The sequence below is a fragment of the Sphingobium salicis subsp. salicis genome (genome assembly GCF_049472635.1).
In the GTDB taxonomy this organism is placed as follows: domain Bacteria; phylum Pseudomonadota; class Alphaproteobacteria; order Sphingomonadales; family Sphingomonadaceae; genus Sphingobium; species Sphingobium yanoikuyae_A.
The window spans coordinates 61,382-85,141 of record NZ_JAYRCS010000001.1; the positions used below are offsets into that span (position 1 = coordinate 61,382).

The following is a 23,760-nucleotide window of genomic DNA, read 5'->3' on the forward strand; positions in this document are numbered from 1 at the left end:
CGCGCTTCCGCCATCATGGGGGACAGCTTCTCGCGGGCCATCCGCCCCGGACCTGACAGGCGCGCTGCCGGCAGGTCCGGGGCACCCTTCTTGACGCTTTGCGCCCGAGCACCGGGCGCGCACCCCAATCAGGAAGTTTTCCCATGACCCTGCAACAGAAGTGGGCGGCCGTGCCGCCGATCCATATTGTCGAATCCGAAGCCGACATGATTTCCGACCTCGCCTGGGCGGCGCGCGACCGCTTTCCGGACGTCAGCCAGTTGTTGCTGGAGGAGGTCGGCCGGGCGCAACTGTGCAGCCGGGCGGCGCTACCGGCCGATGTCGCGGCGATGGGATCGACCATCCTCTATCGCGATGGCGCGCGCGGGACGCCGCGTCGGGTGGAGCTGGTCTATCCCAGCCATGCCGATGTGGCGCTGGGCCGGATATCGATCCTGACGCCGGTCGGCGCCGCGCTGATCGGGATGCGGGCGGGCAACGCGATATTGTGGCCGGACCGCGACGGCCATCTGCGCGACATCATGGTGGACGAGGTGGTTCAGGCCTAGGGCCAGTCCTGCCCCACATCCGTCATCCTGACGGAAGGCTCTCCTGAGCTTGTCGAAGGATCAGGATCCATTCGGCACTACGCCCGAGAGCGAGCGTAGAATGGATCCCGGATCAAGTCCGGGATGACGGCAGTTTTTAGGGGTCAGCCCTGCGGCGGGGTGGTTTCCCCCACCTCGTCGCTGTCGAGGCCATCGTCCAGGGTCAGGCCGTGGCGCAGCAGCATCGGGATATTGGCGCCGGCGAACACGACCGAGACGATGGTGACGCCCCAGACCTTGACCGCGAGCCAGGTGTCGAAGCTCATCGACCGGCGCATGAGTTCGTTGGCGACCGCCATGGCGACGAAGAAGAGGGCCCAGTTGCGCGACAGCTTGCGCCAGCCTTCCTCGGTCAGGCCGTCATAGGCGGCCTGGAGCAGATATTTGAGCAGCGGCTTGCCGCGCAGCAGCCCGGCGAACAGCATCAGCGCGAAGAAGGCGTAGATGATGGTCGGCTTCAGCTGGATGAAGCGCTGGTCGTGGAAATAGATGGTCAGGCCGCCGAAGAAGAGGATCAGCAGCGCCGAGAGCCACAGCATCGGCGAGACCCGGCCGAGCTTCACCTTGGAGATGATCACGGCGATGACGATCGCGGCCATGAAGGCGGCGGTGCCAAAGCTCATGGCGGTGATCGGATTGCCCGCACCCCAGAACCAGCCCGCGCCCTTGTAGCTCAGGAAAAAGACCAGCAGCGGCCCGAAATCGAGCGCGAGGCTGAGGCTGCCGCCATGGGCGGGCTTCTTGGCGTCAACGGGCATAGGCCGTCCCCGCGATCGCGCGTGCCATGTCGCCGGCATCGAAGGGGCGCAGATCCTCGATCTTTTCGCCGACGCCGATGGCGTGGATCGGCAGGCGATATTTCTCCGCCGCCGCTACCAGCACGCCGCCGCGCGCGGTGCCGTCCAGCTTGGTCATGACCAGGCCCGTGACCTGTGCAGTTTCCTTGAAGACTTCGATCTGGTTCAACGCATTCTGTCCCGTGGTGGCATCGAGGACCAGGACAACGTCGTGCGGGGCGGCCGGGTTCAATCGGCCGAGCACGCGGCGCACCTTGGCCAGTTCGTCCATCAGTTCGGTCTTGTTCTGCAGGCGGCCGGCGGTGTCGACGATCAGCACGTCGATGCCGGTGGCCGTGGCCTGCTTGACCGCGTCGAACACGATGCCTGCCGCGTCGCCGCCTTCCTTGCCCGCGACGATGGGCACGCCGAGGCGTTCTGCCCAGACCTTGAGCTGGCCGATCGCGGCCGCGCGGAAGGTATCGCCCGCCGCCAGCATCACGCCATAATCCTGTTCCAGGAAATTATTGGCGAGCTTGGCGATGGTGGTGGTCTTGCCCGATCCGTTGACGCCGATCACCAGGATCACCTGCGGCCGCGGAAAGGCTTCGATCTCGAGCGGGCGGGCGACCGGGGCCAGCACCTTCTCGATCTCCTCCGCGATGATCTCGCGCAGATATTCCTCGGTCAGTTCCTTGTTGTAGCGCCCCTCGGCCAGGCGATCGCGAACCCGGCCGGCCATGGCCGGGCCGAGATCGGACATGATCAGGGCTTCCTCGATCTCGTCGAGGGTCTGGTCGTCGAGCGCGGCCTTGGTGAAAAGGCCGGTCAGATTCTCGCCGAGCTTGTCGGATGTGCGCTTGAGGCCGCCGAAGAGGCGGTCGCGCCAGCTGGTGCCGGTGTCAGTCATTATTGCGCCTCTTGCGCGATCAGCGCGCCATTCTCAAGGCCGCTGATGCGGGCCGCGACGATCGTGGAGGGGGGCTGGGGCGTGGTGAAGCGCACCGGCGCGAAATTTTCCGCATGGCCCGACAGGCCGTTGCGTTCGACCAGCACCGACTGGCGGGTGCCGACCAGGCGAGCGAGCCAGGCGTCGCGCTGCGCCGTGCAGGCGTCGCGCAGCAGCGCGGCGCGGGCCTTGATGGTGGCGCGATCGAGCTGGGGCATGCGCGCGGCGGGCGTGCCGGTGCGCGGCGAATAGGGGAAGATATGGCCATGGACGATGTCGCAATCGGCGACCAGCGCCAGACTGTTGGCGAACATGGCATCATCCTCGGTCGGGAAGCCGGCGATGATGTCGGCGCCGATGCTGATGTCCGGGCGGGCGGCCTTCACCCGCTCGACGATGCGCACGGCATCGGCGCGGGCATGGCGGCGCTTCATGCGCTTGAGGATCATGTCGTCGCCGGCCTGTAGCGAGAGATGCAGATGCGGCATCATGCGCGGCTCATGGGCGATGAGGTCGAACAGCCGCTCGTCAATCTCGACACTGTCGATCGAGGAAAGGCGCAGCCGGGGCAGGTCCGGGACATGACGCAGCAGTCGTTCGACAAGCTGGCCGAGCGAGGGGCTGCCCGGCAGGTCGGGGCCATAGCTGGTGACGTCGACGCCGGTCAGCACGATCTCGCTATAGCCCGCATCGACCAGTTGCTTCGCCTTGTCGATCACCGCGCCGGCGGGGACGGAGCGGCTGTTCCCCCGGCCATAGGGGATGATGCAGAAGGTGCAGCGGTGATCGCAGCCATTCTGCACCTCCAGAAAGGCGCGGGCATGTTCGGCAAAGGCGCTGGCCATGTGCGGCGCGGTGTCGCGCACGGCCATGATGTCGGAGACGTTGACCTTATCCGCCACCGGGGCGAAGGCGGCGGCCTCCAGCTTCTCCCGGTTGCCGATCACGCCGTCCACTTCCGCCATGGCGGCGAAGGTCTGGGGCTCGGTCTGGGCAGCGCAGCCGGTGACGAGGATGCGGGCTTCGGGGCGGTCTCGCCGGGCGCGGCGGATCGCCTGCCGGGTCTGGCGCACGGCCTCGGCCGTCACGGCGCAGCTGTTGACGACGATCAGGTCGTCCTGTGCGCCGGCCATTTCGCGGATCGCTTCGCTTTCCGCGATGTTGAGCCGGCAGCCCAGGGTGATGATGTCGGGACCGGCCACGGTCAGAAGCGGTCCCAGTCCGCCTCGCCGTCGAACACATGGGTGGCGGGGCCGGTCATGCGGATCGTGCCGCCCGGTGCCCAGTCGATCTCCAGGTCGCCGCCCGGCAGGCTGACCGTCACCGGGCCGGCCATCAGCTTGCGGCGGATCGCCGCGACGGCGGTGGCGCAGGCGCCGGTGCCGCAGGCGCGGGTGAGGCCGGCGCCGCGTTCCCAGACGATCAGGCGCAGGTGCTGCGGGCCGACGATCTGCGCGAAATTGACGTTCACGCGGGCGGGGAAAAGCGGGTCATGCTCGATCAGCGGGCCGAGCCGTTCGAAATCGACCGCGTCCAGATCCTCGACGAAGAAGATCACATGCGGGTTGCCGACATTGACGGCGGCCGGGGCGGGCAGGTCTTCCCAGCTGGCCGACATCGTCAGCGTGTCCATCGGATAGCCAAGCGGGATCGCGTCCCAGTCGAAGCGGGGCGCGCCCATGTCGACGCTGGCGCCGCCGTCCACGCCCTTGGCGTCGAGCAGCCCGGCCCTGGTCCGGATCAGCACGTCCTTGCCGACGAACAGCGGCACGCAGCGGGTGGCATTGCCGCAGGCTTCCACTTCCGACCCGTCGGAATTGAAGATCAGCATCGACACGTCGGCCTGGTCGCCGGTCTCGGCATCGCCGATGACGATCAACTGGTCGCAGCCGATGCCGGCATGGCGATCGGCAATGGCGCGGGCGCGCGCCTCCGTCATCGCGACCGGCGCTTGGCGCGCGTCGATCACGACGAAATCATTGCCCAGACCATGCATCTTGGAAAAGCGGCTCATCATGGCGCCGCATTTAGTGCGGGACGGGGCAAAAGACCAGCGGTCAGGCGTCTTGGCTGCCGATGATCGCGGCATAGGCCGCCGGATCGACATTGGCGCCGGAGATGACGAGGGCGGTGGCGCCGTCGGTGGGCGGGGCGAGGCCGGTCAGCATGGCCGCGAGGGCGACCGCGCCACCCGGTTCGACCACCAGCTTGAGCGTGGTGAAGGCGAAGCGCATCGCGTCGCGCACCTGATCGTCGCTGACGACCAGGCCGCCGGCCAGCAGGGCATGGTTGATCGGGAAGGTCAGCGCGCCGGGGCTGGGCGCCAGCAGCGCGTCGCAGATGCTGCGCGCGTCGGGCGAGACGCTTTCGCGCGTGCCGCTGGCGAGCGAGCGGGCGGTATCATCGAAACCGGCGGGTTCGACCGCATAGACGCTGATGTCCGGGCGGGCGGCCTTGACCGCCGTGGCCGTGCCCGCGACCAGGCCGCCACCACCGCAGCAGACGAGAATCTGCGTGAGGTCGGCGCCGGCGGCCTGCGCTTGCTCCAATATCTCCAGGCCGATCGTGCCCTGGCCGGCGATGATGAAGGGATCGTCGAAGGAGGGAACCAGCGTCGCGCCGCGTTCGGTGGCAAGGGCGGTGGCGATTTCCTCGCGGCTCTGGGTGAAGCGGTCATAGGGGACGACCTCGGCGCCCAGCGCGCGGGTGTTGGCGGTCTTGATCGCCGGCGCATCGGCCGGCATCACGATCGTGGCGGGAATGCTGAGCAGGCGCGCGGCAAAGGCGACGCCCTGGGCATGATTGCCCGAGGACCAGGCGACGACGCCCGCCGCGCGTTCCGCAGCGTTCAGTCGGGCGAGGCGGTTATAGGCGCCGCGGAACTTGAACGATCCGCTATGCTGGGCCCCCTCGAACTTCACCAGCACACGCCGGCCGCAGAGATCGTTCAGCGCGGCATTCTCGATCAGCGGGGTGCGGACCGCCGCCGGCGCGATCAGCCGCGCGGCATCGGCGACGTCGGCGGCAGTGATGGCAAGCGAATCGGACATGTCGGCTCCTTCGGTAAGAGGCCCCTGCATAGCCGCCCGCCGGCGCCGCGCAACGATCCGCCGGGGCGATCCTGGCCCGCTTGGCAGGGCTTGTGCTTTGGCTTATGGGGGCCGCGCGCCGGGGCGGTCAAAAGCCCCGGACGCGCATGATCGCGCCGGTGCCCGCAAGGGCTGAAAACGGGAATGCGGTGCGGGGGGCGAAGCCCTTCCAAATCCGCGGCTGTCCCTGCAACTGTAAGCGGTGAGCGCGATACGCAGGGTTCCCAAGCTCTTCAAAAGGGGAGAGCCGGAACCGGCCACTGGACCGACAGGTCCGGGAAGGCTGGCGCATCGTTGCCCTGACCCGCGAGCCAGGAGACCTGCCGGCGTCTGGTCGCTCTTGCCCTGGCCCAGGGGATGGCCATGGCGCGGTGTTTCCGTCGAGCGACGCCCATGGCGGCCGGGGCCGCATCGGTGCGTGGGGCGGGGCGCTGGCGTCTTCCCGATCCTCACGCAGCGACCGCTTGTGCGGACGCCCCGGTTCCAAATCGACGGACGCCGGGGGACGATAAAATGAAGACGTTGGGGATTTCGCTGATCGCGCTGCTGGCCGCTACGCCGGCACTGGCCCAGGATCTGGCACAGGATGACGATATCGTCGTCACCGCTTCGGGCATTGCGCAGCCGCGCGACGAGGTCGGCCAGGCGATCACGGTGATCGATGCCGACACGATCAGAACGCGCCAGGCGGTCGATGTCGTCGAACTGCTCGCCACCACGCCGGGCGTCCGTTTCAGCCGCAACGGCTCCACCGGCGGCGTGACCGGCGTGTCGCTGCGCGGGGCGGAGACGACCCAGACGCTGGTGCTGATCGACGGGGTCAAGGTCAACGACCCGAGCGGCATCGGCGACGGCTATGATTTCGGCCATTTGCTGACCGGCAATATCCGCCGGATCGAAGTGCTGCGCGGCTCCAACTCGGTGGTCTATGGCAGCCAGGCGATCGGCGGCGTGGTCAATGTGATGACCGGCGCGCCGAGCGAGGGTTTCGAGGTCAATGCCTCGGCCGATTATGGCTATAGCGACACGCTGAACGCCAAGGCCGATGTGTCGGGCACGCGCGGCGCGGTGTCGGGCGGGCTGGGCGTCGCCTATTTCAACACCGACGGCATTTCCTCGGTCGGCCGGTCGTTCGGCGGCGTGGAGAAGGATGGCTATGAGAATATCGCCACCAACGCCAAGCTGAAGATCGCCTTTTCCGACACGCTCAGCCTCGACCTGCGCGGCTATTATATCCATGCCGATCTCGACTATGACAGCTTCTTCGGCGCGCCGGCCGACAGCAGCGACGTCAGCAAGCTCGACCAATATGTCGGCTATGCCGGGATCAACCTGGCGCTGCTCGACGGCAAGCTGACCAACCGCGCTGCCGTCACCTGGATGCGCAACGATCGCGACTATTATTTCGTGCGCGGCACTGACCCGGACTATGGCTATTCGGGCACCAATCTGCGGTTCGAATATGAGGGCGTCTATGCCCCGGTGGATCAGGCCAAGCTGATCTTCGGCTATGAGCATGAGCGGCCGGACTATGAGTATTTCGGCTTTGGCGACATAGCGAGCGCGAAGGCGAACATCGACAGCGTCTATGCGCTGGCGGTGGTGAAGCCGCTTGCCGGCCTCGCCGTCACTGGTGGGCTGCGCCATGACGATCATAGCCAGTTCGGCGGCGCGACCACCTTTGGTGCCAACGCCAATTACACGCCGAACGCCGGCGCCACCAATATCCGCCTCTCCTATGGTGAGGGGTTCAAGGCGCCGTCCCTCTATCAGCTCTACGACACCTATAGCGGCAACAGCGCGCTGCGGCCGGAACGGTCGAAAAGCTATGATATCGGCTTCGACCAGAGCCTGGACGGGGACAAGGCGGTGCTGTCGCTGACCGCCTTCCGGCGCGATACCCGCAACCAGATCAATTATGATTATGCGACCTACACCTATGGCAATCTGGACCGGACCCGCGCCAAGGGCGTGGAAGCGACGCTGACGCTGAAGCCGGTCGAGGCGCTGACGGTGGCGGCATCTTACAGCTATGTCGATGCGCGCGACCGGTCGGGCGGGGCCACCGACGGCAATCGCCTGCCGCGCCGCGCCGCCAATGCGGTCAGCCTGTCGGCCGACTATCTCTGGTCCTTCGGCCTGTCGACCGGCGCGACGCTGACCATGGTCGGCGACAGCTATGACGACACGGCGAACACCCGCCGGCTCGACGGCTATGGGCTGGCCGGGCTGCGCGCGACCTTCCCCGTGGGCGACCATCTGGAAGTCTATGGCCGGATCGACAATCTGTTCGATGCGGATTACGCCACCGCCTATGGCTATGGCACCTATGGCCGGTCGGCCTATGGCGGCGTGCGTGTCCGCTTCTAAGGGGCGGCGGCATCCTCTGTTGCTGCCGGGGCTGATCGCCCTGCTGCTGGTCGCGGGCATCGCGTCGGTCGCGCTGGGATCGGTGACGATCGCGCCGGCGCGCATCCTGTCCGTGCTGGCGGGCGGCGGCGACATGGTGGCGCGGGCGATCGTCATCGACCTGCGCCTGCCGCGCATGGCGATCGGCCTGCTGGTCGGCGCCATGCTGGGCCTGTCGGGTGCGGCATTGCAGGGCTATCTGCGCAATCCGCTGGCCGAACCCGCCGTGCTGGGCGTGTCCAATGCGGCGGCGCTGGGGGCGGTGATCGCGCTTTATTTCGGCCTGTCCGAACTGCACCCGATGGCGTTGCCACTGCTGGCGATCGTCACCGCGCTGGCGGCGATCGGCGCGCTGTTCCTGCTTGCCGGGCCGTCGGAAAGCCCGTTGACGCTGATCCTGGCCGGCATTGCCGTCGCGACGCTGGCGGGGGCGGGAATCAGCCTGGCGCTGAACCTGTCGCCCAATCCCTTTGCCGCGATGGAGATTATGAGCTGGCTGATGGGGAGCCTGGAAAATCGCAGCATCGACCATCTGCTGCTGGCGCTGCCCTGCATCGCGGTCGGCGCGGCGCTGCTGCTTTATGACGGGCGCGCGCTCGATGCGCTGACCCTGGGCGAGGATGGCGCGCGGGCGCTGGGCGTCGACCTGTCGCGGGCGCGGCTGCGGCTGATGGCGGGGGTGGCGATCGGTGTCGGCGGCGCGGTGGCGGTGACCGGATCGATCGGCTTCGTCGGCCTGATCGTGCCGCATCTGGTGCGACCACTGACCGATCGATCGCCCTCCGCGCTGCTGTTGCCGTCGATGCTCGGCGGCGCGGTGCTGCTGACCCTGGCCGATATCGGCGTGCGCATCATCCCGACCAGCAGCGAATTGAAGCTGGGCGTGCTGACCGCGATCCTTGGCGTGCCGGTTTTCCTCATTCACCTGATGCGGGAGCGGCGGCTATGGTGACCCTGTCGACCGAGCAACTGGACGTCCGGCTAGGCCGCCATCTGGCGGTGTGCGGCGTCAATCTGACCATGGCGCCGGGGCAGTTGATCGGCGTGATCGGCCCCAATGGCGCGGGCAAGTCGACCCTGGTGCGGGCGCTGCTGGGGCTGGTGAAGCCGGCCGCCGGACGCGCGCTGCTGGACGGCACGCCGGTCGAGCGGCTGTCGCGCCAGGCGGTCGCGCGGTCCATCGCCTATCTGCCGCAGGGCCAGACCTTGCACTGGCCCCTGGCGGTAGAGCGGCTGGTGGCGCTGGGGCGCTTGCCGCATCTGGGGCCGCTGTCGCGCCTGACCGCCGACGATGAGGCGGCGATCGAGGATGCGATGGTCCGCGCCGATGTTACCGGCTTCAAGGGCCGGATCGCGACCGAGCTGTCGGGCGGCGAGCGGGCGCGGGTGCTGCTGGCGCGGGCGCTGGCGGTGGGGGCACCGGCGCTGATCGCCGACGAGCCGCTCGCGGCGCTCGACCCCGGCCACCAGATCGACGTGATGGCATTGCTGCGGGCGCAGGCGCAGGACGGGGCGCTGGTCGTCACCGTGCTGCATGACCTCGCCATGGCGGCGCGCTATTGCGACCGGCTGCTGCTGATGGATGGCGGCGCGCTGGTGGCGGACGGGGCGCCGATGGACGTGCTGACGCCGGAGCGGCTGGCATCCGTCTATGGCGTCGCCGCGCGGATCGACGTCAGCGACGGGCTGCCGCTGATCGTGCCGACGACGCGGGTCTGATTCGTAACGAAAAAGGGGGCCTTCCGGCCCCCTTTGCTTAATTGCCGAAGCCGCGTGGGGCGGGATCGACTACGTTGATCGTGCCGGCGCCGACCTCGCTCACTTCCAGCGCGCGTTCGGCGATGCCGTTGCGGTTGAAGCGGAAGGCGCCGTCGATGCCGGCAAAGCCGCCCGGATCGCGCAGGCGCGCGGTCGGGAAGGGCGCGCCCGGCTTCCAGTCCTGGGCGATCCGCACCGTCAGCAGCACCGCGTCATAGCCCATCGAGGACAGGCGGAACGGCGTGCTGCCGTACCGGGTGCGATATTTGGTCGCGAGCTGGCGATAGAGGCCGTCCGAAACGCTGGCATACCAGGCGCCGCGCAGCACGGGGCTGGCGGCCAGCGATTCTTCGGTATTCCAGATTTCGGTGCCGAGCAGACGGGCATTGGCGCCGCCATTCTTGCGCACGATCGGCGCGACCTGCAGCGCGACCCGGCCGCTGTCGGCGATCAGCAGTGCGTCATAGCTGGACGAGGCCTGCAATTTCTTGACCGCAGCGGTGATCGAGGCGGGGGTGCGGTCGAAGGTCTGCATCGACACGACGGTGCCGCCGGCCTGTTCGACCGCGCGCAGCAGCGCATTGCCGGCGCGCTCGCCATAGGTGCCGCGCGGCACCAGCGCGCCGAAATTGGACAGGCCCTTTTCACGGGCGAAGCCGATGACGCGCTCGATCGACTGGTTGGGCGTATAGCCCATCAGGAAGATGTTGCTGCCCGCGACGCTGGCGTCGTTGGAGAAGCTGATGACCGGGACATTGGCCTTGGCCGCGATCGGCCCGACGATGCGGGCATCGTCCGCCAGCAACGGACCCAGGATCAGGCGATTGCCGTCGGCCAGCGCCCGGTTGGCGGCGGCCGCCGCGCCGGTGGCGGTGTCATAGGTGGTGATGCGGACCTTGTCGGTCTTGATATCCATCAACGCCAGGGTGGTGGCGTTGGCGATCGATTGGCCCACGCCCGCATTGGGGCCGCTGGTCGGCACCAGCAGCGCGACGCGGTGGCGCGCAGTGTCGGTCGGCAGGCCCTGGGTCACTTCCGGGCCGGTCGGCTTGGCGGGGCCGGTGGGCTGGGCGGGGCCGGGGCCCTTGGGCACGATCGACTGACAGGCGGCAAGCATGATGGTGCTGGCAACGAACAGCAATCGCGCGCTGCGCTTCATCGCCGCGAACATGTTCGCTTGCCGGGGGGCATCCGTCTCTGTCATCTGGGATCCTTATGGAAACTATATTGGCATCCGGGCTTGAGCCCGGGCTTTACATCGTGGCGGGGCCGATCGGCAACCTTGGAGACCTTACGCCGCGCGCGGCCGAAGTCCTGCGGTTGGCCGACGTGGTCGCCGTGGAAGATACACGGGTCAGCGCAAGGCTGCTGCGCCATGCGGGATCGGATCGGCCGATGATTCCCTATCATGACCATAGCGCCGAAAATGTGCGGCAACGGCTGATCGAGCGGATGGCGAGCGAATCGGTGGCGCTGCTGTCGGACGCGGGGACGCCGCTGATTTCCGATCCGGGCTACAAGCTGGTGCGCGACGCGCGGGCGGCGGGGCGCAAGATCACGACCCTGCCGGGGCCGAGCGCGGCGATCGCGGCGCTGACCCTGTCGGGCCTGCCGACCGATCGGTTCCTGTTCATGGGCTTCCTGCCGAACAAGGCGAAGGCGCGCGGCGACGTGCTGGCCGAAGTGGTGGCGCTGCGCGCGACCCTGGTCTTCTACGAAAGCGGGCCGCGCCTGTCGGACAGTCTGGCGGCGATGGCGGCGGCACTGGGCGATCGCGAGGCGGCGGTCAGCCGTGAGATCAGCAAGACCTTCGAGGAGACGGCGACCGGCACGCTGACCGAGCTGTCCGCCCGCTATGCCGATGCCCCGCCCAAGGGCGAGATCGTCGTCATCGTCGGCCCGCCCGGCGAGGCGCCGCCGGCCAGCGCCGAGGATGCCGATGCGGCGCTGCGCGAGGCGCTGACCCGGCTGCCGGTATCGAAGGCGGCGGGCGAGGTGGCCAAGAAGCTGGGGCTCGACCGGCGGACGCTCTATGACCGGGCGAACGAACTCAAGGGAGAACGCGAGGCGTGAACCGCCAGCAGGCGGAGAAGCGCGGCCGGCAGGCCGAACGCATCGCCGCCTGGTGGCTGCGCCTCAAGGGTTGGCAGATTATCGGCCAGCGCCTGCGCACGCCCGCGGGCGAGGTCGACCTGGTCGCGCGCAAGGGGGCGATGCTGGCCTTTGTCGAGGTGAAGAGCCGCGCGACCGACGCCGAACTGGACGTCGCGATCGACCAGCGCCGACTGGCACGGGTGGCGGCGAGCGCCGAAATATTATGGCATCAACTGGCAAGACCCGGAGACGACATGCGAATTGACGTCATCCTCCTTGCGCCCGGCCGCCCGCCACGCCATCTGGCCAATGTCTGGCATGGGGGGTGATGAGCTGCCCCATCAATCAAGGGAAAGATGCGCATGACCGAACTCAACCCCCTGACCGTCGCCATGCAGATGGACCCGATGGAAGGGATCAGGATCGCCGGCGATTCGACCTTCCACATCATGCTGGCGGCGCAGGCGCGGGGGCATAAGCTCTATCATTATCTGGCGCCTGACCTGACCTATCGCGACGGCCGGGTGCTGGCCAAGGCGCGGCCGGTGAAGGTGCAGAAGGTCGAGGGCGACCATTATGCGCTGGGCGAGCCGGAGATGCTGGACCTGGGCCGCGACGTCGATGTCGTGTGGATGCGGCAGGATCCGCCCTTTGACCTGAGCTACATCACCGCCACCCATTTGCTGGAGCGGGTGCAGGAAGAGACTCTGGTGGTGAACGACCCTGCCAGCGTCCGCAATGCGCCCGAAAAGCTGTTCGTGCTCGACTATGCCCGCTTCATGCCGCCGACGATGATCACCCGCGACCTGGCCGAGGTGAAGAGTTTCCTTGCCGAGCATGGCGAGATCGTGGTGAAGCCGCTTTATGGCAATGGCGGCGTCGCGGTGTTCCATGTCGGCAGCAATGGCGCGAACCTGTCGTCGCTGGTGGAACTGTTCAAGGCTTCGTGGGTCGAGCCCTTCATGGTCCAGGCCTTCATCCCCGGCGTCGCACAGGGCGACAAGCGCATCGTGCTGGTCGATGGCGAGGTGGCGGGCGCGGTCAACCGCATCCCCGGCGCGGGCGAGATCCGCTCCAACCTGGCGGTCGGCGGATCGGCGGCCAAGACCGTGCTGACCGATCGCGAGCGCGAAATCTGCGAGGCGATGGGGCCGGAATTGAAGCGTCGCGGCCTGCTGTTCGTCGGCATCGACGTGATCGGCGGCGAATGGCTGACCGAGATCAACGTGACGTCGCCGACCGGCATCGTGTCGATCGACGCATTCGACGGCACCGACACCGGCGGCATGATCTGGGACGCGATCGACGCGCGCCTGGCGGCACGGGCGGCGGCTTAAGCCTTGGGCAGTTTGGGCTTGGTACAACGAAATCCGTTCGGGCTGAGCTTGTCGAAGCCCTCAACTGAGCGGAGCGAAGTGCCTCCCTTCGGTCGGCCGAGCCCTTCGACAGGCTCAGGGCGAACGGAGGGGGGGCGTTCGGGCGCCAACGGATTTTGGTCATGACCGACTGGGTGCTGCGGCTGATCGATGCGGGGGGCTATTGGGGGATCTTCCTGCTGATGATCCTCGAAAATGTCTTTCCGCCGATCCCGTCCGAACTGATCATGGGGATTGGCGGCATCCGCGTCGGCCAGGGGCGGATGGCGATGGAATGGCTGCTGCTGGCGGGCACGTTGGGCACCACGATCGGCAATTATTTCTGGTATCTGGTCGGCCATATATTGGGCTTTGGGCGGCTCAAACCGCTGGTTGATCGCTTCGGCCGCTGGGCGACGCTGGAATGGCGCGATGTCGAGGCGCTGGACCGGCTGTTCGGCAAATATGGCCAGATCGTCGTCTTCGTCTTCCGCTTCATGCCGGCCTTCCGCACGATGATATCGCTGCCGGCCGGCCTGTTCCGCATGGGGCATGTGCGGTTCCTGATCTGGACCGCCGGCGGGGCGCTGATCTGGAATGTGATCCTCGCCTATGCCGGTTTCCTGCTCGGCCAGAATTTCCGTGATATCGACAAATATGTGGGGCCGGTGGCGACCGCCTGCGTGGTCGGCGCGGTGCTGCTCTATCTCTGGCGGCTGGCGACCTGGCGGCCCAAGGGGTAAGGTGGTTCAGAAGGGCAGCTTGATGCCCACCATCACCCGTTGCGAGCTGGTGCCGTTGCCCATGCCCTGGCTTTCGACATGGACATTGCCCTTCACCTTGCCGAACAGGGTGGTCTCGGCCCGGCCGAGCGGCGGCTCGTCGCTGGTGGCGACGACCTCGCGGTCGACCCGTTCGTCGCGGCGGCGGCCGGTGACGACGATGGCGTTGGGACTGGGCGCGGGCTGCACTTTCTGCAGGTCGAAATCGGGCGGGATGTCGGTGCCGCCAACGCTTTGCAGGGCCATCAACAGACGCAGCATCCTGGGGTTCCTCCGGTCGCAACGGGGATCTGCCAGGCAGGCTGACGCAGGATTACGGCGAATCCATGGCCGTTTCAGGCGCGGGGATGGGCGGCGCGATAGACGTCGAGCAGATGGGCGGCATCGACCTGCGTATAGACCTGGGTCGAGGTCAGGCTGGCATGGCCGAGCAGTTCCTGGAGGGAGCGCAGGTCTGCGCCGCGACCGAGCAGATGGGTGGCGAAACTGTGGCGCAGCGCATGGGGCGTGGTGCGGTCCGACAGGCCAAGCCGCCCGCGCGCGCCCTGCACCGACCGGCGGATGAGCGCTGCCGAAAGCGGACCGCCGCGCGCGCCCCGGAACAGCGGCTGGTCGCGCTCCGGGGACCAGGGGCATTGGTCGGCATAGGCCTCGATCGCGGCACGGACCTGCGGCAGCAGCGGCACCAGCCGCGTCTTGCCGCGCTTGCCGGTGACGCGCAGCGTATCGCCCAGCGGCATGATGTCGCCCATCAGCCCCATCGCCTCGCCAATGCGCAGGCCCGCGCCATAGAGCAGCAGCAGCACCGCCCAGTCGCGCGCGCCTATCCAGTCCTCGCGCGCGCCCTCGGCAATGTCGCCGGCCAGCGCCAGCGCCTCGTCGGGGGAGATGGGGCGGGGCAGGCCGCGCTTGACCCGTGGTCCCTTGAGCTGGGGGATACGGGCCTCCGCGCCGCCGACAAATTTCAGGAAGCCGCGCACCGCCGACAATTCGCGCGCGGCGGAGATATTGCCGATGCCGTCGACCCGGCGGCTGGCGAGGTAGGCGCGCAGGTCCGCCTGCTCCAGCCGGGCGAGGCTGGCGGCGGTCACGGCCTGGCCCTGATGCTCGGCGAGGAAGGCGATCAGCCGCTCGGCGGTGGCGACATAGGCCCGCACCGTATGGGTGGAGCGCCGCCGGTCGAGGCTGAGATGCTGGCGCCAGCGTTCGGGGAGCGAGGGGGTCATGTTGGAAAAGCCGCGCTTAACTTCGCATATTTCCCGCACATTTTGATAGGATGAAACAAGAGTTGGAAATCTTGTTGCGTGAAGTGGGAGATGCGGGGAGAGGCTGCGTTGCGCATGGCGGCAGCCTAGCAGAGGGGGGCGATGTAGGACAGTTATCGCGGTTCATCGGCTTGGCTGATCTCCAGCACCTGATCGATCCAGACGTCCTTTCCGCCATCACCCAGATAGAGGGACTTATGCGGGGCAAGGCCGCGTCGCCCGATGAAGCGAATGCGGAACGCCCCTTCCGGTGGTTCCTGCGACTTGGCGCCCATGATCCTCCGGGCAGGCTGATCAAGCATCGCGCAGCTCTTGTCGGCGCAGGCGATCGATGCCCATTCGCTAAGACTGTCGCCCTCGCAGCTGTCGCTGCATTCGAGGAACCGGCTATTTTCGAAATTGGTGAACCAGATGCCCGAGAGCGTGGCCTTTTCTCCATAGGCGATGCCATCGATCGTCTTCCCCTGTGCGCAGGAGATGGCGGCAAGAAGGATTAGGGCCAGAGCCAGCGGCGCTTTCATCATCGGGACAGGCTGGACGATATCGGTGCGGAGGGGAAGGGGGATGTTGATCCTGCTACAGCCCCTCCACCACCGCCTGCGGCGGCGGTCCCCCTCCCCGAACAAGCTCGGGGAGGAATGGCAGCGTGCCCTTGAAATCCGCCGGGAAATGGGCACATGGGAGCCATGGCTACCCCGTTTGATCCGGCCGATTTGCCGACCGGCATCCTGATGACGCTGTCGCCGCTGGTGGCGCGCGTGCTGGCGCCCAATCCGTCGCCCTTCACCTATACCGGCACCCAGACCTATCTGGTCGGCGGCGCGGATGTCGCGGTGATCGATCCGGGGCCGGACGAGGCCGCGCATCTCGACGCGCTGATCGCGGCGATCGGCGGGCGGCGCGTGGTGGCGATCCTCTGCACCCATACCCATCGCGACCATAGCCCGGCGGCGCGGCCGCTGAGCGCGCTGACCGGTGCACCGATCATCGGCTGTGCGCCGCTGACGCTGAGCGACGACGGGCCGCGCGCGGACGCGGCCTTCGACGCGGACTATCGGCCTGACCGGGTGCTGGGCGATGGCGAGCTGGTAGCCGGCACCGGCTGGACGCTGGCGGCGGTGGCGACGCCGGGCCATACGTCCAACCATCTTTGTTTCGCGCTGCCCGAGGAAAGGGCCTTGTTCACCGGCGACCATGTGATGGGCTGGTCCACCAGCGTCATTTCCCCGCCCGATGGCGACATGACCGCCTATATGCGATCGATGCAGCGGCTGCTGGAGCGGGACGATGTCGTCTATTATCCCGCCCATGGCGAGCCGGTGGAAAATCCGCAGCGGCTGGTGCGCGGCATGATGGGCCATCGCAAGCAGCGCGAGGGCCAGATCATGCGCTTCCTGGAGCGCAATGGCGACAGCGCCATCCCCGACATGGTGGCGGAAATGTACAAGGGCGTGGACCCGCGCCTTTACGGGGCGGCCGGGCGATCGGTGCTGGCGCATTTGATCGACCTCAATGGCCGGGGCATGGCCGCGCCGCTGGAGGATGGGCGATGGCAGATGCGCTGAAGCGCTATGCCGGGCCGGTCGCGGTCGCGCTGCTGATCCTGATTGTCGGCGGGGCGATGCTGGTCGGCTGGCAGCGCTATAATCGCGACTATGTGGTGAGCGTCGAGGATGACGGGACGGCGGTGACCAAGGTCATTGCCGAAAGGATCGCCGGCACCAGCAGCCTGAAGGTTTCGGAACTCAGCGGCACGATCCAGAGCAGCGCGCGCGACGTGCGCGGCTTTGGCTGGCTGAAGTCCGACCAGGTGGTGAAGATGCCCTTTTCGGTCGATTATTTCGTCAATGTCGGTGCGATCGGCGCGGATGACCTGGAATGGGATGCAGAGCGCCGCACCCTGATCGTCAATGCGCCCGATGTCACCGTCGGCAAGCCCAATGTGGACGAGAGCCAGCGTACTCTGGTGCGCACCGGCGGCCTGTTCGTAACGCGCGAGGCGGGCGAGGAACTGAGCCGTCGCACATCTGCTTACGCGCAGGCGCGGGCTGCCAAATCGGCCGGATCGCCCGAACGGATGGCGCAGGCGCGCGAATATGGCCGGGCCGCGCTGGTGAAGCTGATGGCGGCGCCGCTGGCAGCGGCCGGGCAGGGCGATGCGCGGGTGATCGTCACTTTTCCGGCGGAACGCCCCAATCGCGATCGCTGGGACGTGACCACGCCGGTTAACGAGGTACTGGCAAACCGGAGACAGGCCCGCTAGGGCGCCCGGTAAGACCGAGGAGTCACAGGGTATGAACGCTTTCACCGATATTCCGCAGGGGACGGACCTGCGCGCGGAGATCGACCGCCTGCGCAAGGAGCGCAACGCCGTCATCCTGGGCCATTATTACCAGTCGCCCGAGATTCAGGATCTGTCCGATTTCGTCGGTGACAGCCTGGAACTGTCGCGCAAGGCGGCCGAGACCGACGCCGATGTCATCGCTTTCTGCGGCGTGCGATTCATGGCCGAGACGGCGAAGATATTGTCGCCGCAGAAGATCGTCGTGCTGCCCGACATGGACGCCGGCTGTTCGCTGGAGGACAGCTGCCCGCCCGCCCAGTTCAAGGCGTTCCGCGAGGCGCATCCCGATCATATTGCGCTCAGCTACATCAACTGTTCGGCCGAGGTGAAGGCGCTGTCCGACATCATCGTGACATCGTCGTCGGCCGAGAAGATCCTGGCGCAGATCCCCAAGGATCAGAAGATCATCTTCGGCCCCGACAAGCATCTGGGTGGATATCTGAAGCGCAAGCTGGGCCGTGACATGCTGCTGTGGCCGGGCGTGTGCATCGTGCATGAGGCGTTCAGCGAGACCGAATTGCTGAAGCTCAAGGCCCAGCATCCGCAGGCGCCGGTCGCCGCGCACCCGGAATGCCCGCCCTATATCGTCGACCATGCCGATTATGTCGGGTCGACCAGCGGCATATTGGACTTCGCCAAGACGATGCCGGGCGACACGCTGATCGTCGCCACCGAACCGCATATCATCCACCAGATGCAAAAAAGCGTGCCGGACAAGAATTTCATCGGCGCGCCGGGCGCGGACGGCAACTGCAACTGCAATATCTGCCCCTATATGGCGCTCAACACGATGGAGAAGCTCTATCTGTCGCTGCGCGACCTGAGCCCGCGCATCGAGATGGACGAGACGCTGCGCGTCGCCGCCAAGAAGAGCCTGGACCGGATGCTGGAAATGGCCAGCGGCACGGTCGGTCAGGGCGATCTGGGCGCACGCTGAGGATAGACGGGGGAGGTCGGTCACATGGTCAACCTCCCCGACAGCGACTTCGGCCTTTTCTATTATATCCTCGAATGGGCGATCCGCATCGGCGCGCTGATCGCCGTGCCCTTTCGCCGGACGCCGGCGGCGACGCGGGCCTGGCTGCTGCTGATCTTCTTCCTGCCGGTGCCGGGGCTGATCCTGTTCTGGATCATCGGCAGCCCGCGTTTCCCCGAATGGCGGCGCGCCCGGTTCGGCGAGCTTGATCCCTGGTTCGGCGGCATTGCGGCGCGGCTGCTGCCCCATGCGCCATCACCCGACCCTGATCGTGCGCCGATCGTCGACCTCGCCGCAAAGCTGGGCAAGATGCCGGCGACCGGGGGCAACCGGGTCGACCTGATCTTTGACTATATCGTCGCGATCGACCGGCTGGTGGCGGACATCAACGCCGCGCGGCACAGCGTGCGCATCCTCGTCTATATCTTTGCCGATGATGCGGTGGGGCGGCGGGTGGCCGATGCGCTGGGCGCGGCGGTGAAGCGTGGCGTCACCGTGCAGGTGATGTATGATCCGGTCGGATCGCGGCCCTGGCGCAAGGGGATGGAAGCGATGCTGACCGCGGCGGGGGTGGAGCTGTGCGCCGCCCTGCCGTTCCGCTGGATCCGCGGGCGGACAAGGCGCGACATGCGCAACCATCGCAAGCTGTTCGTGATCGACGGGGTGATCGGCCATATCGGATCGCAGAATATCGTCGCGCGCGACTTCAAGCCCGGCATCGTCAACCAGGAACTGGTGGCGCGCGTGACCGGGCCGGTGGTGGCGGAGCTGGAGGCGCTGGTGCGCGCCGACTGGTATATGGAGACGCACCAGTTGCCCGAGGGGCCGGTGATCATTCCCGATCCGGCCGGCGAGGCGGTGACGCAATTGCTGCCGAGCGGGTCCAATTATCCGCTGGAAGGGTTCAAGACGCTGCTGGTGTGGCAACTGCACCAGGCGCGCAGCCATGTGATGCTGGTGACGCCCTATTTCATCCCCGACGATGACCTGGTCGATGCGATGCGCACGGCGGTGGTGCGCGGGGTGAAGGTCGACCTGATCGTGTCCAAGCCGGTGGACCAGTGGCTGGTCCATGCGGCGCAGGCCTCCTATTATGCCGAGCTGATGGCGGCGGGCATCGGCATCCACGCCCATCGGCCCGAATTCGTCCATGCCAAGACGGTCAGCATCGATGGTCGGCTGGCGGTGGTCGGCTCCTCCAATGTCGACATGCGCAGTTTCGAGCTGAACGAGGAGGCGAGCCTGCTCATCTATGACGCGGAAACGGTGGCGGCGGTGGAGCTGGTGCAGCGCCGTTTCATGGCGCGGGCGGAGATGCTGGACCGCGAAACATGGCGGGCGCGGCCGCTCTATCGCAAGGTTGCGGAAAATGTCGCGCGGATGGTCGGCTCGCTGCTTTGACCCTGCCGCTGGCGTCATCCCGCACTTGATGCGGGATCCATTCGGCACTCCATCGGTATAGATGGCTGACATCGTCCGGAATGGATCCTGACTTCCGTCAGGATGACGGCGGTTTTCAATGGACTGTGCGCATCCACAGGCTGGCATCGCCCCGCATCATCGCCTATCGCATCGGGCCATGAGACATAAGCTGACGCTCCGTTCCGCCCTGATGGCGATCGCCATCGCTTCCGCTCCTGCCCTGATCGCCGCCGCGCCCGCCACAAGCGATGATCCCTATCTCTGGCTGGAGGATATCGAGGGCGCCAAGGCGATCGCGCAGGTCGAGCAGTGGAATGGCGAGACGGAAAAGCTGTTGCGGGCCAGCCCGCGGTTCGAGGCGGACCGGGCGCGCGCGCGCGCGATCCTGGACGATGAAAGCCAGATTGCGGTGCCCGACAAGGTGATGGGCGACCGCGTCACCAATTTGTGGCGCGACGCGAAGAATCCGCGCGGCCTGTGGCGGTCGAGCGACCTGGTGTCCTATCTCGCCGGCAAGCCCAACTGGACGACGATCATCGACGTCGATGCGCTGGGCAAGGCGGAGGGCAAGAGCTGGGTCTGGCATGGCGCCGACTGCCTGGCGCCCGATTATGGCCGCTGCCTGATCTCGCTGAGCGCGGGCGGCACTGATGCCGATGTCGTGCGCGAATATGACCTCGCCACCGGCAAGTTCGTCGAGGGCGGCTTTACCTTGCCCGAAGCCAAGAGCGACGTCGCCTGGGCCGACAAGGACACGTTGCTGGTCGGCACCGACTATGGCGCGGGATCGCTGACCGCGTCGGGCTATCCGCGCATCGTCAAGCGCTGGAAGCGGGGCACGCCATTGTCGGCCGCAACTTTGGTCAAGGAAGGTGTCGACAGCGACATTTCGGTGCGGCCGCGCGTCGAGCAGGATGGGACCAAGCGCTGGGTCTTCATCGACCGGGCGCTGACCTTCTACACCAATGACCTCTATATCGAGGGCGCGAACGGCCAGCTGATCCGCACGCCGGTGCCCGACACGGCCGATTTCCGCGGCCTGATCGGCGGCCAGATGATCGTGCTGCTGAACAAGCCGCTGGGCGACATTCCGACCGGATCGCTGGTGTCCTGGCCGATCGCCGATGTGGCGGCGGGCAAGGCGGGCGCGCCGCAGGTCGTGCTGAAGCCGACCGCGACCACCGTGGTCGAGGAAGTGCGCACCACCGACCATATCCTGTGGGTGAAGCAGCTCGACAATGTGTCGGGCGCGCTGCTGGCGATGACCCGCGACGCCGCCACCGGCCGCTGGACCAGCCGTTCGGTGCCGCTGGCCGACAAGGCGACGGTCCATCTGGTCGGCACCGACGACAAGGGCGACCGGGTGTTCGCCTCGGTCGAGGGAATGCTGACGCCGCCGAGCCTGATGGTGGCGGGCGCGCAGGGGCCGGCGCACACGATCCAGCAACTGCCAGCGCGCTTCGACGCCAGCCAGTTCGTGGTGGAGCAGCGCTTCGCCACGTCGAAGGACGGGACGAAGGTGCCCTATTTCCTGGCGCGCAAGAAGGGCGTCAAGGGACCGGTGCCGGCCTTCATCCATGCCTATGGCGGGTTCCGCGCGGCGCAGACGCCGACCTACCTCACCACCGAACCCTATCGCGCCGGGCCGCTGGGCCTGTTCTGGGTCGAGGATGGCAATGCCTATGTCCTCGCCAATATCCGGGGCGGCGGCGAATATGGCCCGGCCTGGCATCAGGATGCGCTGCGCGAGAAGCGCCAGAATGCGTTCGACGATCTGGCTGCGGTGGCCGAGGATCTGGTCAAGACCGGCGTGTCGACCAAGGGCGATATCGGCATTTCCGGCCGCTCCAATGGCGGCGTGCTGGTGGGCGCGGCGATGACCCAGCGGCCCGACCTGTATGGCGCGGTGATCGCGGGATCGCCGCTGGAGGATATGAAGCGCTATTCGCATCTGTCGGCTGGCGCGTCGTGGGTGGCGGAATATGGCGATCCTGATGTGCCGTCGGACTGGGCGTTCATGTCCAAATGGTCGCCCTATCAGAATGTGAAGACCGGGGTGCACTATCCGCCCGCCTTCTTCTACCTGTCGACCAAGGATGACCGGGTGCATCCGGGCCATGCGCGCAAGATGGCGGCGAAACTGAAGGCGACCGGCAGCATGGTCTATTATCATGAATATCGCGAAGGCGGCCATTCGGTCGGCGCCGACCATGCCGAGGATGCGGTGCGCGCGGCGCTGCTGCACGCCTTCCTGACCCGCGAACTGGTGGAGAAAAAGAAGTGAGCGCGGCTTTCACGCTGGAGGGGTTCGACCTCGACGCCTTTGTCGCTTCGACGCTGTCGGAAGATCTGGGGCCGGACGGCCGCGACGTCACCAGCGAGGCGGTGATCCCGGCCGATGCGATCTTCGACGGCGTGATGGACAGCCGCGACGCGGTGACGCTGGCCGGCCTGCCGATCGCGGTCGCTTTCTTTCGCGCGCTCGACCCCGATGTCGAGATCGAACTGCTACATCAGGATGGCGACCGGGTGGCGGCGGGGACCGACATCATGCGCATCCGGGGCAAGGCCCGCGCGCTGCTGACGGCCGAACGATCGGCGCTCAACACGGTGCAGCATCTGACCGGCATCGCCACCATGACCCGCGCCTATGTCGACGCGATCCTGGGCACGGGCGCGACCTTGCTCGATACGCGCAAGACGATCCCCGGCCTGCGCCGGCTGGAGAAATATGCCACCCGCATGGGCGGCGCGACCAATCATCGCATGGGCCTGTGGGATGCGGCGATGATCAAGGACAATCATGTCGCGGTCGCCGGGTCGGTCGAGGAAGCGGCGCGCCGTGCGGTTGCCGCCGGCATCGCCCAGATCATCGTCGAGGTCGACCGGGTCGACCAGATCGAACCGGCGCTGGCCGCCGGGGCGACCCATTTGCTGCTCGACAATATGGATGCGCCCACGCTGCGCGGCGCCGTCACCCTGGTCGGCGGGCGGGTGCCGACCGAAGCATCGGGCGGCGTCACGCTGGAGACGATCCGCGCCAAGGCGGAGACCGGCGTCACCTATATCAGCGTCGGCCGCCTCACCCAATCTGCCCCTGCCGCCGACATCGGACTGGATTTTTCCCATGCGTAAATATCTGCTGCCCCTGATTGCCCTGCTGCTGCCCGGCATCGCCCATGCCCAGGCCAATCAGTGCCGCCTGCCCGAGATCATCGCCCGCCCGCAGGTGGAGGGGCCGAGCGCCGACGAGCCCAAGCGCGTGCTGCCGATCGGCTATTACACGCTGGCGGTCAGCTGGAGCCCGCAATATTGCAAGACGTCGCGCGGCGGCGCCCGCGATGCCTTCCAGTGCGGGTCGGGCAATGATTTCGGTTTCACCCTGCATGGCCTGTGGCCCGACGGCTATGGCAAGGAATGGCCGCAATATTGCAAGCCGGCCGCACCGCTGCCGCGCAAGGTGATCCGCGAGCATCTCTGTTCGACGCCTTCTGTGCAGTTGATCCAGCATGAGTGGGTCAAGCATGGCACCTGCATGCCGACCACGCCGACCAAATTCTTCGCCCTGTCGCGCAAGCTCTATCAGGCGTTGCGCTATCCCGACATGGCGGCGCTGGCCGCGCGGCCGACCCTGTCGGCGCAGGATTTCGCCAAGGCGTTCGCGGCGGAGAACAAGGGCATGGTCGCCGATGGCATCCGCCTGAACGTCAGCCGCGACGGCGCGCTGAGCGAAGTGTGGATCTGCATGGACCGCAAATTTCGCTACATGGCCTGCCCGCCGCAGCAGGGTGGCGTGCGCGACCGGGCGCAGCTGCGGATCGAGCCGAGGGGCTGAGACCCAGGCGCCCTTTCCCGCGTGGAAAGGGCAATGATAGCGGGCCAGGCGGAGAGGCAGCGCTCCATCGAGAGCGGGACACCCCTCCACCGGCTTTGCCGGTCCCCCTCCCCTGGCAG

At 67.1% G+C, this 23,760-nt stretch carries 24 protein-coding genes and 1 riboswitch; of the genes, 15 read left to right on the plus strand and 9 right to left on the minus strand.

The window, feature by feature from the left end; all coding sequences use genetic code 11:
- Positions 1-143 precede the first annotated feature (143 nt).
- A complete protein-coding gene (gene rnk / locus VHN57_RS00325) occupies positions 144-548 on the plus strand; it encodes a nucleoside diphosphate kinase regulator (protein ID WP_278984805.1) in 405 nt (134 codons plus the stop codon).
- A 143-nt stretch (positions 549-691) separates the two neighbouring features.
- On the opposite strand, the gene ispZ is transcribed toward rnk, so the two are convergent.
- The 5 genes from ispZ to VHN57_RS00350 are packed head-to-tail and all read right to left on the minus strand — an operon-like array spanning position 692 to position 5,362.
- Positions 692-1,345: a septation protein IspZ gene (gene ispZ / locus VHN57_RS00330; protein WP_278984803.1), complete on the minus strand. Its 654-nt coding sequence runs from the start codon at positions 1,343-1,345 to the stop codon at positions 692-694.
- Positions 1,335-2,273, minus strand: a complete 939-nt coding sequence (ftsY, locus tag VHN57_RS00335) for a signal recognition particle-docking protein FtsY (RefSeq protein ID WP_004210433.1) — start codon at positions 2,271-2,273, stop codon at positions 1,335-1,337. The genes ispZ and ftsY overlap by 11 nt, the downstream gene beginning before the upstream one ends.
- On the minus strand, positions 2,273-3,514 hold the full coding sequence (gene mtaB / locus VHN57_RS00340) for a tRNA (N(6)-L-threonylcarbamoyladenosine(37)-C(2))-methylthiotransferase MtaB (protein WP_278984800.1): 1,242 nt from the start codon (positions 3,512-3,514) through the stop codon (positions 2,273-2,275). Before mtaB ends, ftsY begins: the two co-directional genes overlap by 1 nt.
- A gap of 2 nt (positions 3,515-3,516) precedes the next feature.
- On the minus strand, positions 3,517-4,329 hold the full coding sequence (gene dapF, locus VHN57_RS00345) for a diaminopimelate epimerase (protein WP_278984798.1): 813 nt from the start codon (positions 4,327-4,329) through the stop codon (positions 3,517-3,519).
- A gap of 40 nt (positions 4,330-4,369) precedes the next feature.
- Positions 4,370-5,362 (minus strand): threonine ammonia-lyase, encoded by a 993-nt coding sequence (locus VHN57_RS00350; RefSeq protein ID WP_278984796.1) that lies wholly within the window; start codon positions 5,360-5,362, stop codon positions 4,370-4,372.
- Between the two features lie 139 nt (positions 5,363-5,501).
- Positions 5,502-5,743: riboswitch (cobalamin riboswitch) on the plus strand.
- 171 nt (positions 5,744-5,914) lie between these two features.
- Between VHN57_RS00350 and VHN57_RS00355 the strand changes: the two genes are divergently transcribed.
- From VHN57_RS00355 to VHN57_RS00365, 3 genes are read left to right on the plus strand one after another with little or no spacing between them, the layout of a single operon-like run.
- The gene (locus tag VHN57_RS00355; protein ID WP_278984795.1) at positions 5,915-7,771 is read left to right on the plus strand and encodes a TonB-dependent receptor plug domain-containing protein; all 1,857 of its coding nucleotides are present in this window, start codon (positions 5,915-5,917) and stop codon (positions 7,769-7,771) included.
- On the plus strand, positions 7,758-8,762 hold the full coding sequence (locus VHN57_RS00360) for a FecCD family ABC transporter permease (protein WP_278984794.1): 1,005 nt from the start codon (positions 7,758-7,760) through the stop codon (positions 8,760-8,762). The genes VHN57_RS00355 and VHN57_RS00360 overlap by 14 nt, the downstream gene beginning before the upstream one ends.
- Positions 8,756-9,529, plus strand: coding sequence for an ABC transporter ATP-binding protein (locus tag VHN57_RS00365; protein WP_278984792.1), 774 nt, complete (start codon positions 8,756-8,758; stop codon positions 9,527-9,529). Before VHN57_RS00360 ends, VHN57_RS00365 begins: the two co-directional genes overlap by 7 nt.
- 37 nt (positions 9,530-9,566) lie before the next feature.
- Here the strand turns inward: VHN57_RS00365 and VHN57_RS00370 are convergent, their stop codons facing one another.
- Complete coding sequence (locus VHN57_RS00370; protein ID WP_423282286.1) at positions 9,567-10,772, minus strand: penicillin-binding protein activator; 1,206 nt, start codon at positions 10,770-10,772, stop codon at positions 9,567-9,569.
- 11 nt (positions 10,773-10,783) lie between these two features.
- Between VHN57_RS00370 and rsmI the strand changes: the two genes are divergently transcribed.
- The 4 genes from rsmI to VHN57_RS00390 all read left to right on the plus strand — a co-directional run bounded on the left by rsmI (position 10,784) and on the right by VHN57_RS00390 (position 13,760).
- Positions 10,784-11,641: a 16S rRNA (cytidine(1402)-2'-O)-methyltransferase gene (gene rsmI, locus VHN57_RS00375; RefSeq protein ID WP_097382229.1), complete on the plus strand. Its 858-nt coding sequence runs from the start codon at positions 10,784-10,786 to the stop codon at positions 11,639-11,641.
- On the plus strand, positions 11,638-11,991 hold the full coding sequence (locus VHN57_RS00380; protein WP_010336721.1) for a YraN family protein: 354 nt from the start codon (positions 11,638-11,640) through the stop codon (positions 11,989-11,991). The genes rsmI and VHN57_RS00380 overlap by 4 nt, the downstream gene beginning before the upstream one ends.
- A 33-nt stretch (positions 11,992-12,024) precedes the next feature.
- A complete protein-coding gene (gene gshB / locus VHN57_RS00385; protein ID WP_004210448.1) occupies positions 12,025-12,999 on the plus strand; it encodes a glutathione synthase in 975 nt (324 codons plus the stop codon).
- Between the two features lie 161 nt (positions 13,000-13,160).
- A complete protein-coding gene (locus tag VHN57_RS00390) occupies positions 13,161-13,760 on the plus strand; it encodes a DedA family protein (RefSeq protein ID WP_037516194.1) in 600 nt (199 codons plus the stop codon).
- Positions 13,761-13,766: 6 nt separating this feature from the next.
- Here the strand turns inward: VHN57_RS00390 and VHN57_RS00395 are convergent, their stop codons facing one another.
- The 3 genes from VHN57_RS00395 to VHN57_RS00405 all read right to left on the minus strand — a co-directional run bounded on the left by VHN57_RS00395 (position 13,767) and on the right by VHN57_RS00405 (position 15,588).
- Complete coding sequence (locus VHN57_RS00395; RefSeq protein WP_423282289.1) at positions 13,767-14,060, minus strand: hypothetical protein; 294 nt, start codon at positions 14,058-14,060, stop codon at positions 13,767-13,769.
- Positions 14,061-14,134: 74 nt separating this feature from the next.
- Positions 14,135-15,025, minus strand: a complete 891-nt coding sequence (locus VHN57_RS00400; protein WP_423282291.1) for a tyrosine recombinase XerC — start codon at positions 15,023-15,025, stop codon at positions 14,135-14,137.
- Positions 15,026-15,177: 152 nt separating this feature from the next.
- On the minus strand, positions 15,178-15,588 hold the full coding sequence (locus VHN57_RS00405; protein ID WP_423282293.1) for a hypothetical protein: 411 nt from the start codon (positions 15,586-15,588) through the stop codon (positions 15,178-15,180).
- A 162-nt stretch (positions 15,589-15,750) separates the two neighbouring features.
- Here VHN57_RS00405 and VHN57_RS00410 point away from each other — a divergent pair, with 162 nt between their 5' ends.
- The 7 genes from VHN57_RS00410 to VHN57_RS00440 all read left to right on the plus strand — a co-directional run bounded on the left by VHN57_RS00410 (position 15,751) and on the right by VHN57_RS00440 (position 23,641).
- Positions 15,751-16,629, plus strand: a complete 879-nt coding sequence (locus VHN57_RS00410) for an MBL fold metallo-hydrolase (RefSeq protein ID WP_278988120.1) — start codon at positions 15,751-15,753, stop codon at positions 16,627-16,629.
- Positions 16,614-17,327, plus strand: a complete 714-nt coding sequence (locus VHN57_RS00415; protein WP_278988118.1) for a DUF4230 domain-containing protein — start codon at positions 16,614-16,616, stop codon at positions 17,325-17,327. Before VHN57_RS00410 ends, VHN57_RS00415 begins: the two co-directional genes overlap by 16 nt.
- A gap of 31 nt (positions 17,328-17,358) precedes the next feature.
- Positions 17,359-18,345, plus strand: coding sequence for a quinolinate synthase NadA (gene nadA, locus VHN57_RS00420; RefSeq protein WP_037516208.1), 987 nt, complete (start codon positions 17,359-17,361; stop codon positions 18,343-18,345).
- 24 nt (positions 18,346-18,369) lie between these two features.
- The gene (cls, locus tag VHN57_RS00425) at positions 18,370-19,785 is read left to right on the plus strand and encodes a cardiolipin synthase (protein WP_423282296.1); all 1,416 of its coding nucleotides are present in this window, start codon (positions 18,370-18,372) and stop codon (positions 19,783-19,785) included.
- A 178-nt stretch (positions 19,786-19,963) separates the two neighbouring features.
- Positions 19,964-22,090: a prolyl oligopeptidase family serine peptidase gene (locus VHN57_RS00430; RefSeq protein ID WP_423282298.1), complete on the plus strand. Its 2,127-nt coding sequence runs from the start codon at positions 19,964-19,966 to the stop codon at positions 22,088-22,090.
- Positions 22,087-22,941 (plus strand): carboxylating nicotinate-nucleotide diphosphorylase, encoded by an 855-nt coding sequence (nadC, locus tag VHN57_RS00435; RefSeq protein WP_278987964.1) that lies wholly within the window; start codon positions 22,087-22,089, stop codon positions 22,939-22,941. The genes VHN57_RS00430 and nadC overlap by 4 nt, the downstream gene beginning before the upstream one ends.
- The gene (locus VHN57_RS00440; RefSeq protein WP_278987962.1) at positions 22,934-23,641 is read left to right on the plus strand and encodes a ribonuclease T2 family protein; all 708 of its coding nucleotides are present in this window, start codon (positions 22,934-22,936) and stop codon (positions 23,639-23,641) included. Before nadC ends, VHN57_RS00440 begins: the two co-directional genes overlap by 8 nt.
- Positions 23,642-23,760 lie beyond the last annotated feature (119 nt).

Excerpts from the sequence above, each read along its gene's own strand:
- rnk (WP_278984805.1), top strand. The coding sequence starts at position 144 with ATGACCCTGCAACAGAAGTGGGCGGCCGTGCCGCCGATCCATATTGTC.
- ispZ (WP_278984803.1), bottom strand. The coding sequence starts at position 1,345 with ATGCCCGTTGACGCCAAGAAGCCCGCCCATGGCGGCAGCCTCAGCCTC.
- ftsY (WP_004210433.1), bottom strand. The coding sequence starts at position 2,273 with ATGACTGACACCGGCACCAGCTGGCGCGACCGCCTCTTCGGCGGCCTC.
- dapF (WP_278984798.1), bottom strand. The coding sequence starts at position 4,329 with ATGATGAGCCGCTTTTCCAAGATGCATGGTCTGGGCAATGATTTCGTC.
- VHN57_RS00350 (WP_278984796.1), bottom strand. The coding sequence starts at position 5,362 with ATGTCCGATTCGCTTGCCATCACTGCCGCCGACGTCGCCGATGCCGCG.
- VHN57_RS00355 (WP_278984795.1), top strand. The coding sequence starts at position 5,915 with ATGAAGACGTTGGGGATTTCGCTGATCGCGCTGCTGGCCGCTACGCCG.
- VHN57_RS00365 (WP_278984792.1), top strand. The coding sequence starts at position 8,756 with ATGGTGACCCTGTCGACCGAGCAACTGGACGTCCGGCTAGGCCGCCAT.
- VHN57_RS00370 (WP_423282286.1), bottom strand. The coding sequence starts at position 10,772 with ATGACAGAGACGGATGCCCCCCGGCAAGCGAACATGTTCGCGGCGATG.
- rsmI (WP_097382229.1), top strand. The coding sequence starts at position 10,784 with ATGGAAACTATATTGGCATCCGGGCTTGAGCCCGGGCTTTACATCGTG.
- gshB (WP_004210448.1), top strand. The coding sequence starts at position 12,025 with ATGACCGAACTCAACCCCCTGACCGTCGCCATGCAGATGGACCCGATG.
- VHN57_RS00390 (WP_037516194.1), top strand. The coding sequence starts at position 13,161 with ATGACCGACTGGGTGCTGCGGCTGATCGATGCGGGGGGCTATTGGGGG.
- VHN57_RS00395 (WP_423282289.1), bottom strand. The coding sequence starts at position 14,060 with ATGCTGCGTCTGTTGATGGCCCTGCAAAGCGTTGGCGGCACCGACATC.
- VHN57_RS00400 (WP_423282291.1), bottom strand. The coding sequence starts at position 15,025 with ATGACCCCCTCGCTCCCCGAACGCTGGCGCCAGCATCTCAGCCTCGAC.
- VHN57_RS00405 (WP_423282293.1), bottom strand. The coding sequence starts at position 15,588 with ATGATGAAAGCGCCGCTGGCTCTGGCCCTAATCCTTCTTGCCGCCATC.
- VHN57_RS00410 (WP_278988120.1), top strand. The coding sequence starts at position 15,751 with ATGGCTACCCCGTTTGATCCGGCCGATTTGCCGACCGGCATCCTGATG.
- VHN57_RS00415 (WP_278988118.1), top strand. The coding sequence starts at position 16,614 with ATGGCAGATGCGCTGAAGCGCTATGCCGGGCCGGTCGCGGTCGCGCTG.
- nadA (WP_037516208.1), top strand. The coding sequence starts at position 17,359 with ATGAACGCTTTCACCGATATTCCGCAGGGGACGGACCTGCGCGCGGAG.
- cls (WP_423282296.1), top strand. The coding sequence starts at position 18,370 with ATGGTCAACCTCCCCGACAGCGACTTCGGCCTTTTCTATTATATCCTC.
- VHN57_RS00430 (WP_423282298.1), top strand. The coding sequence starts at position 19,964 with ATGAGACATAAGCTGACGCTCCGTTCCGCCCTGATGGCGATCGCCATC.
- VHN57_RS00440 (WP_278987962.1), top strand. The coding sequence starts at position 22,934 with ATGCGTAAATATCTGCTGCCCCTGATTGCCCTGCTGCTGCCCGGCATC.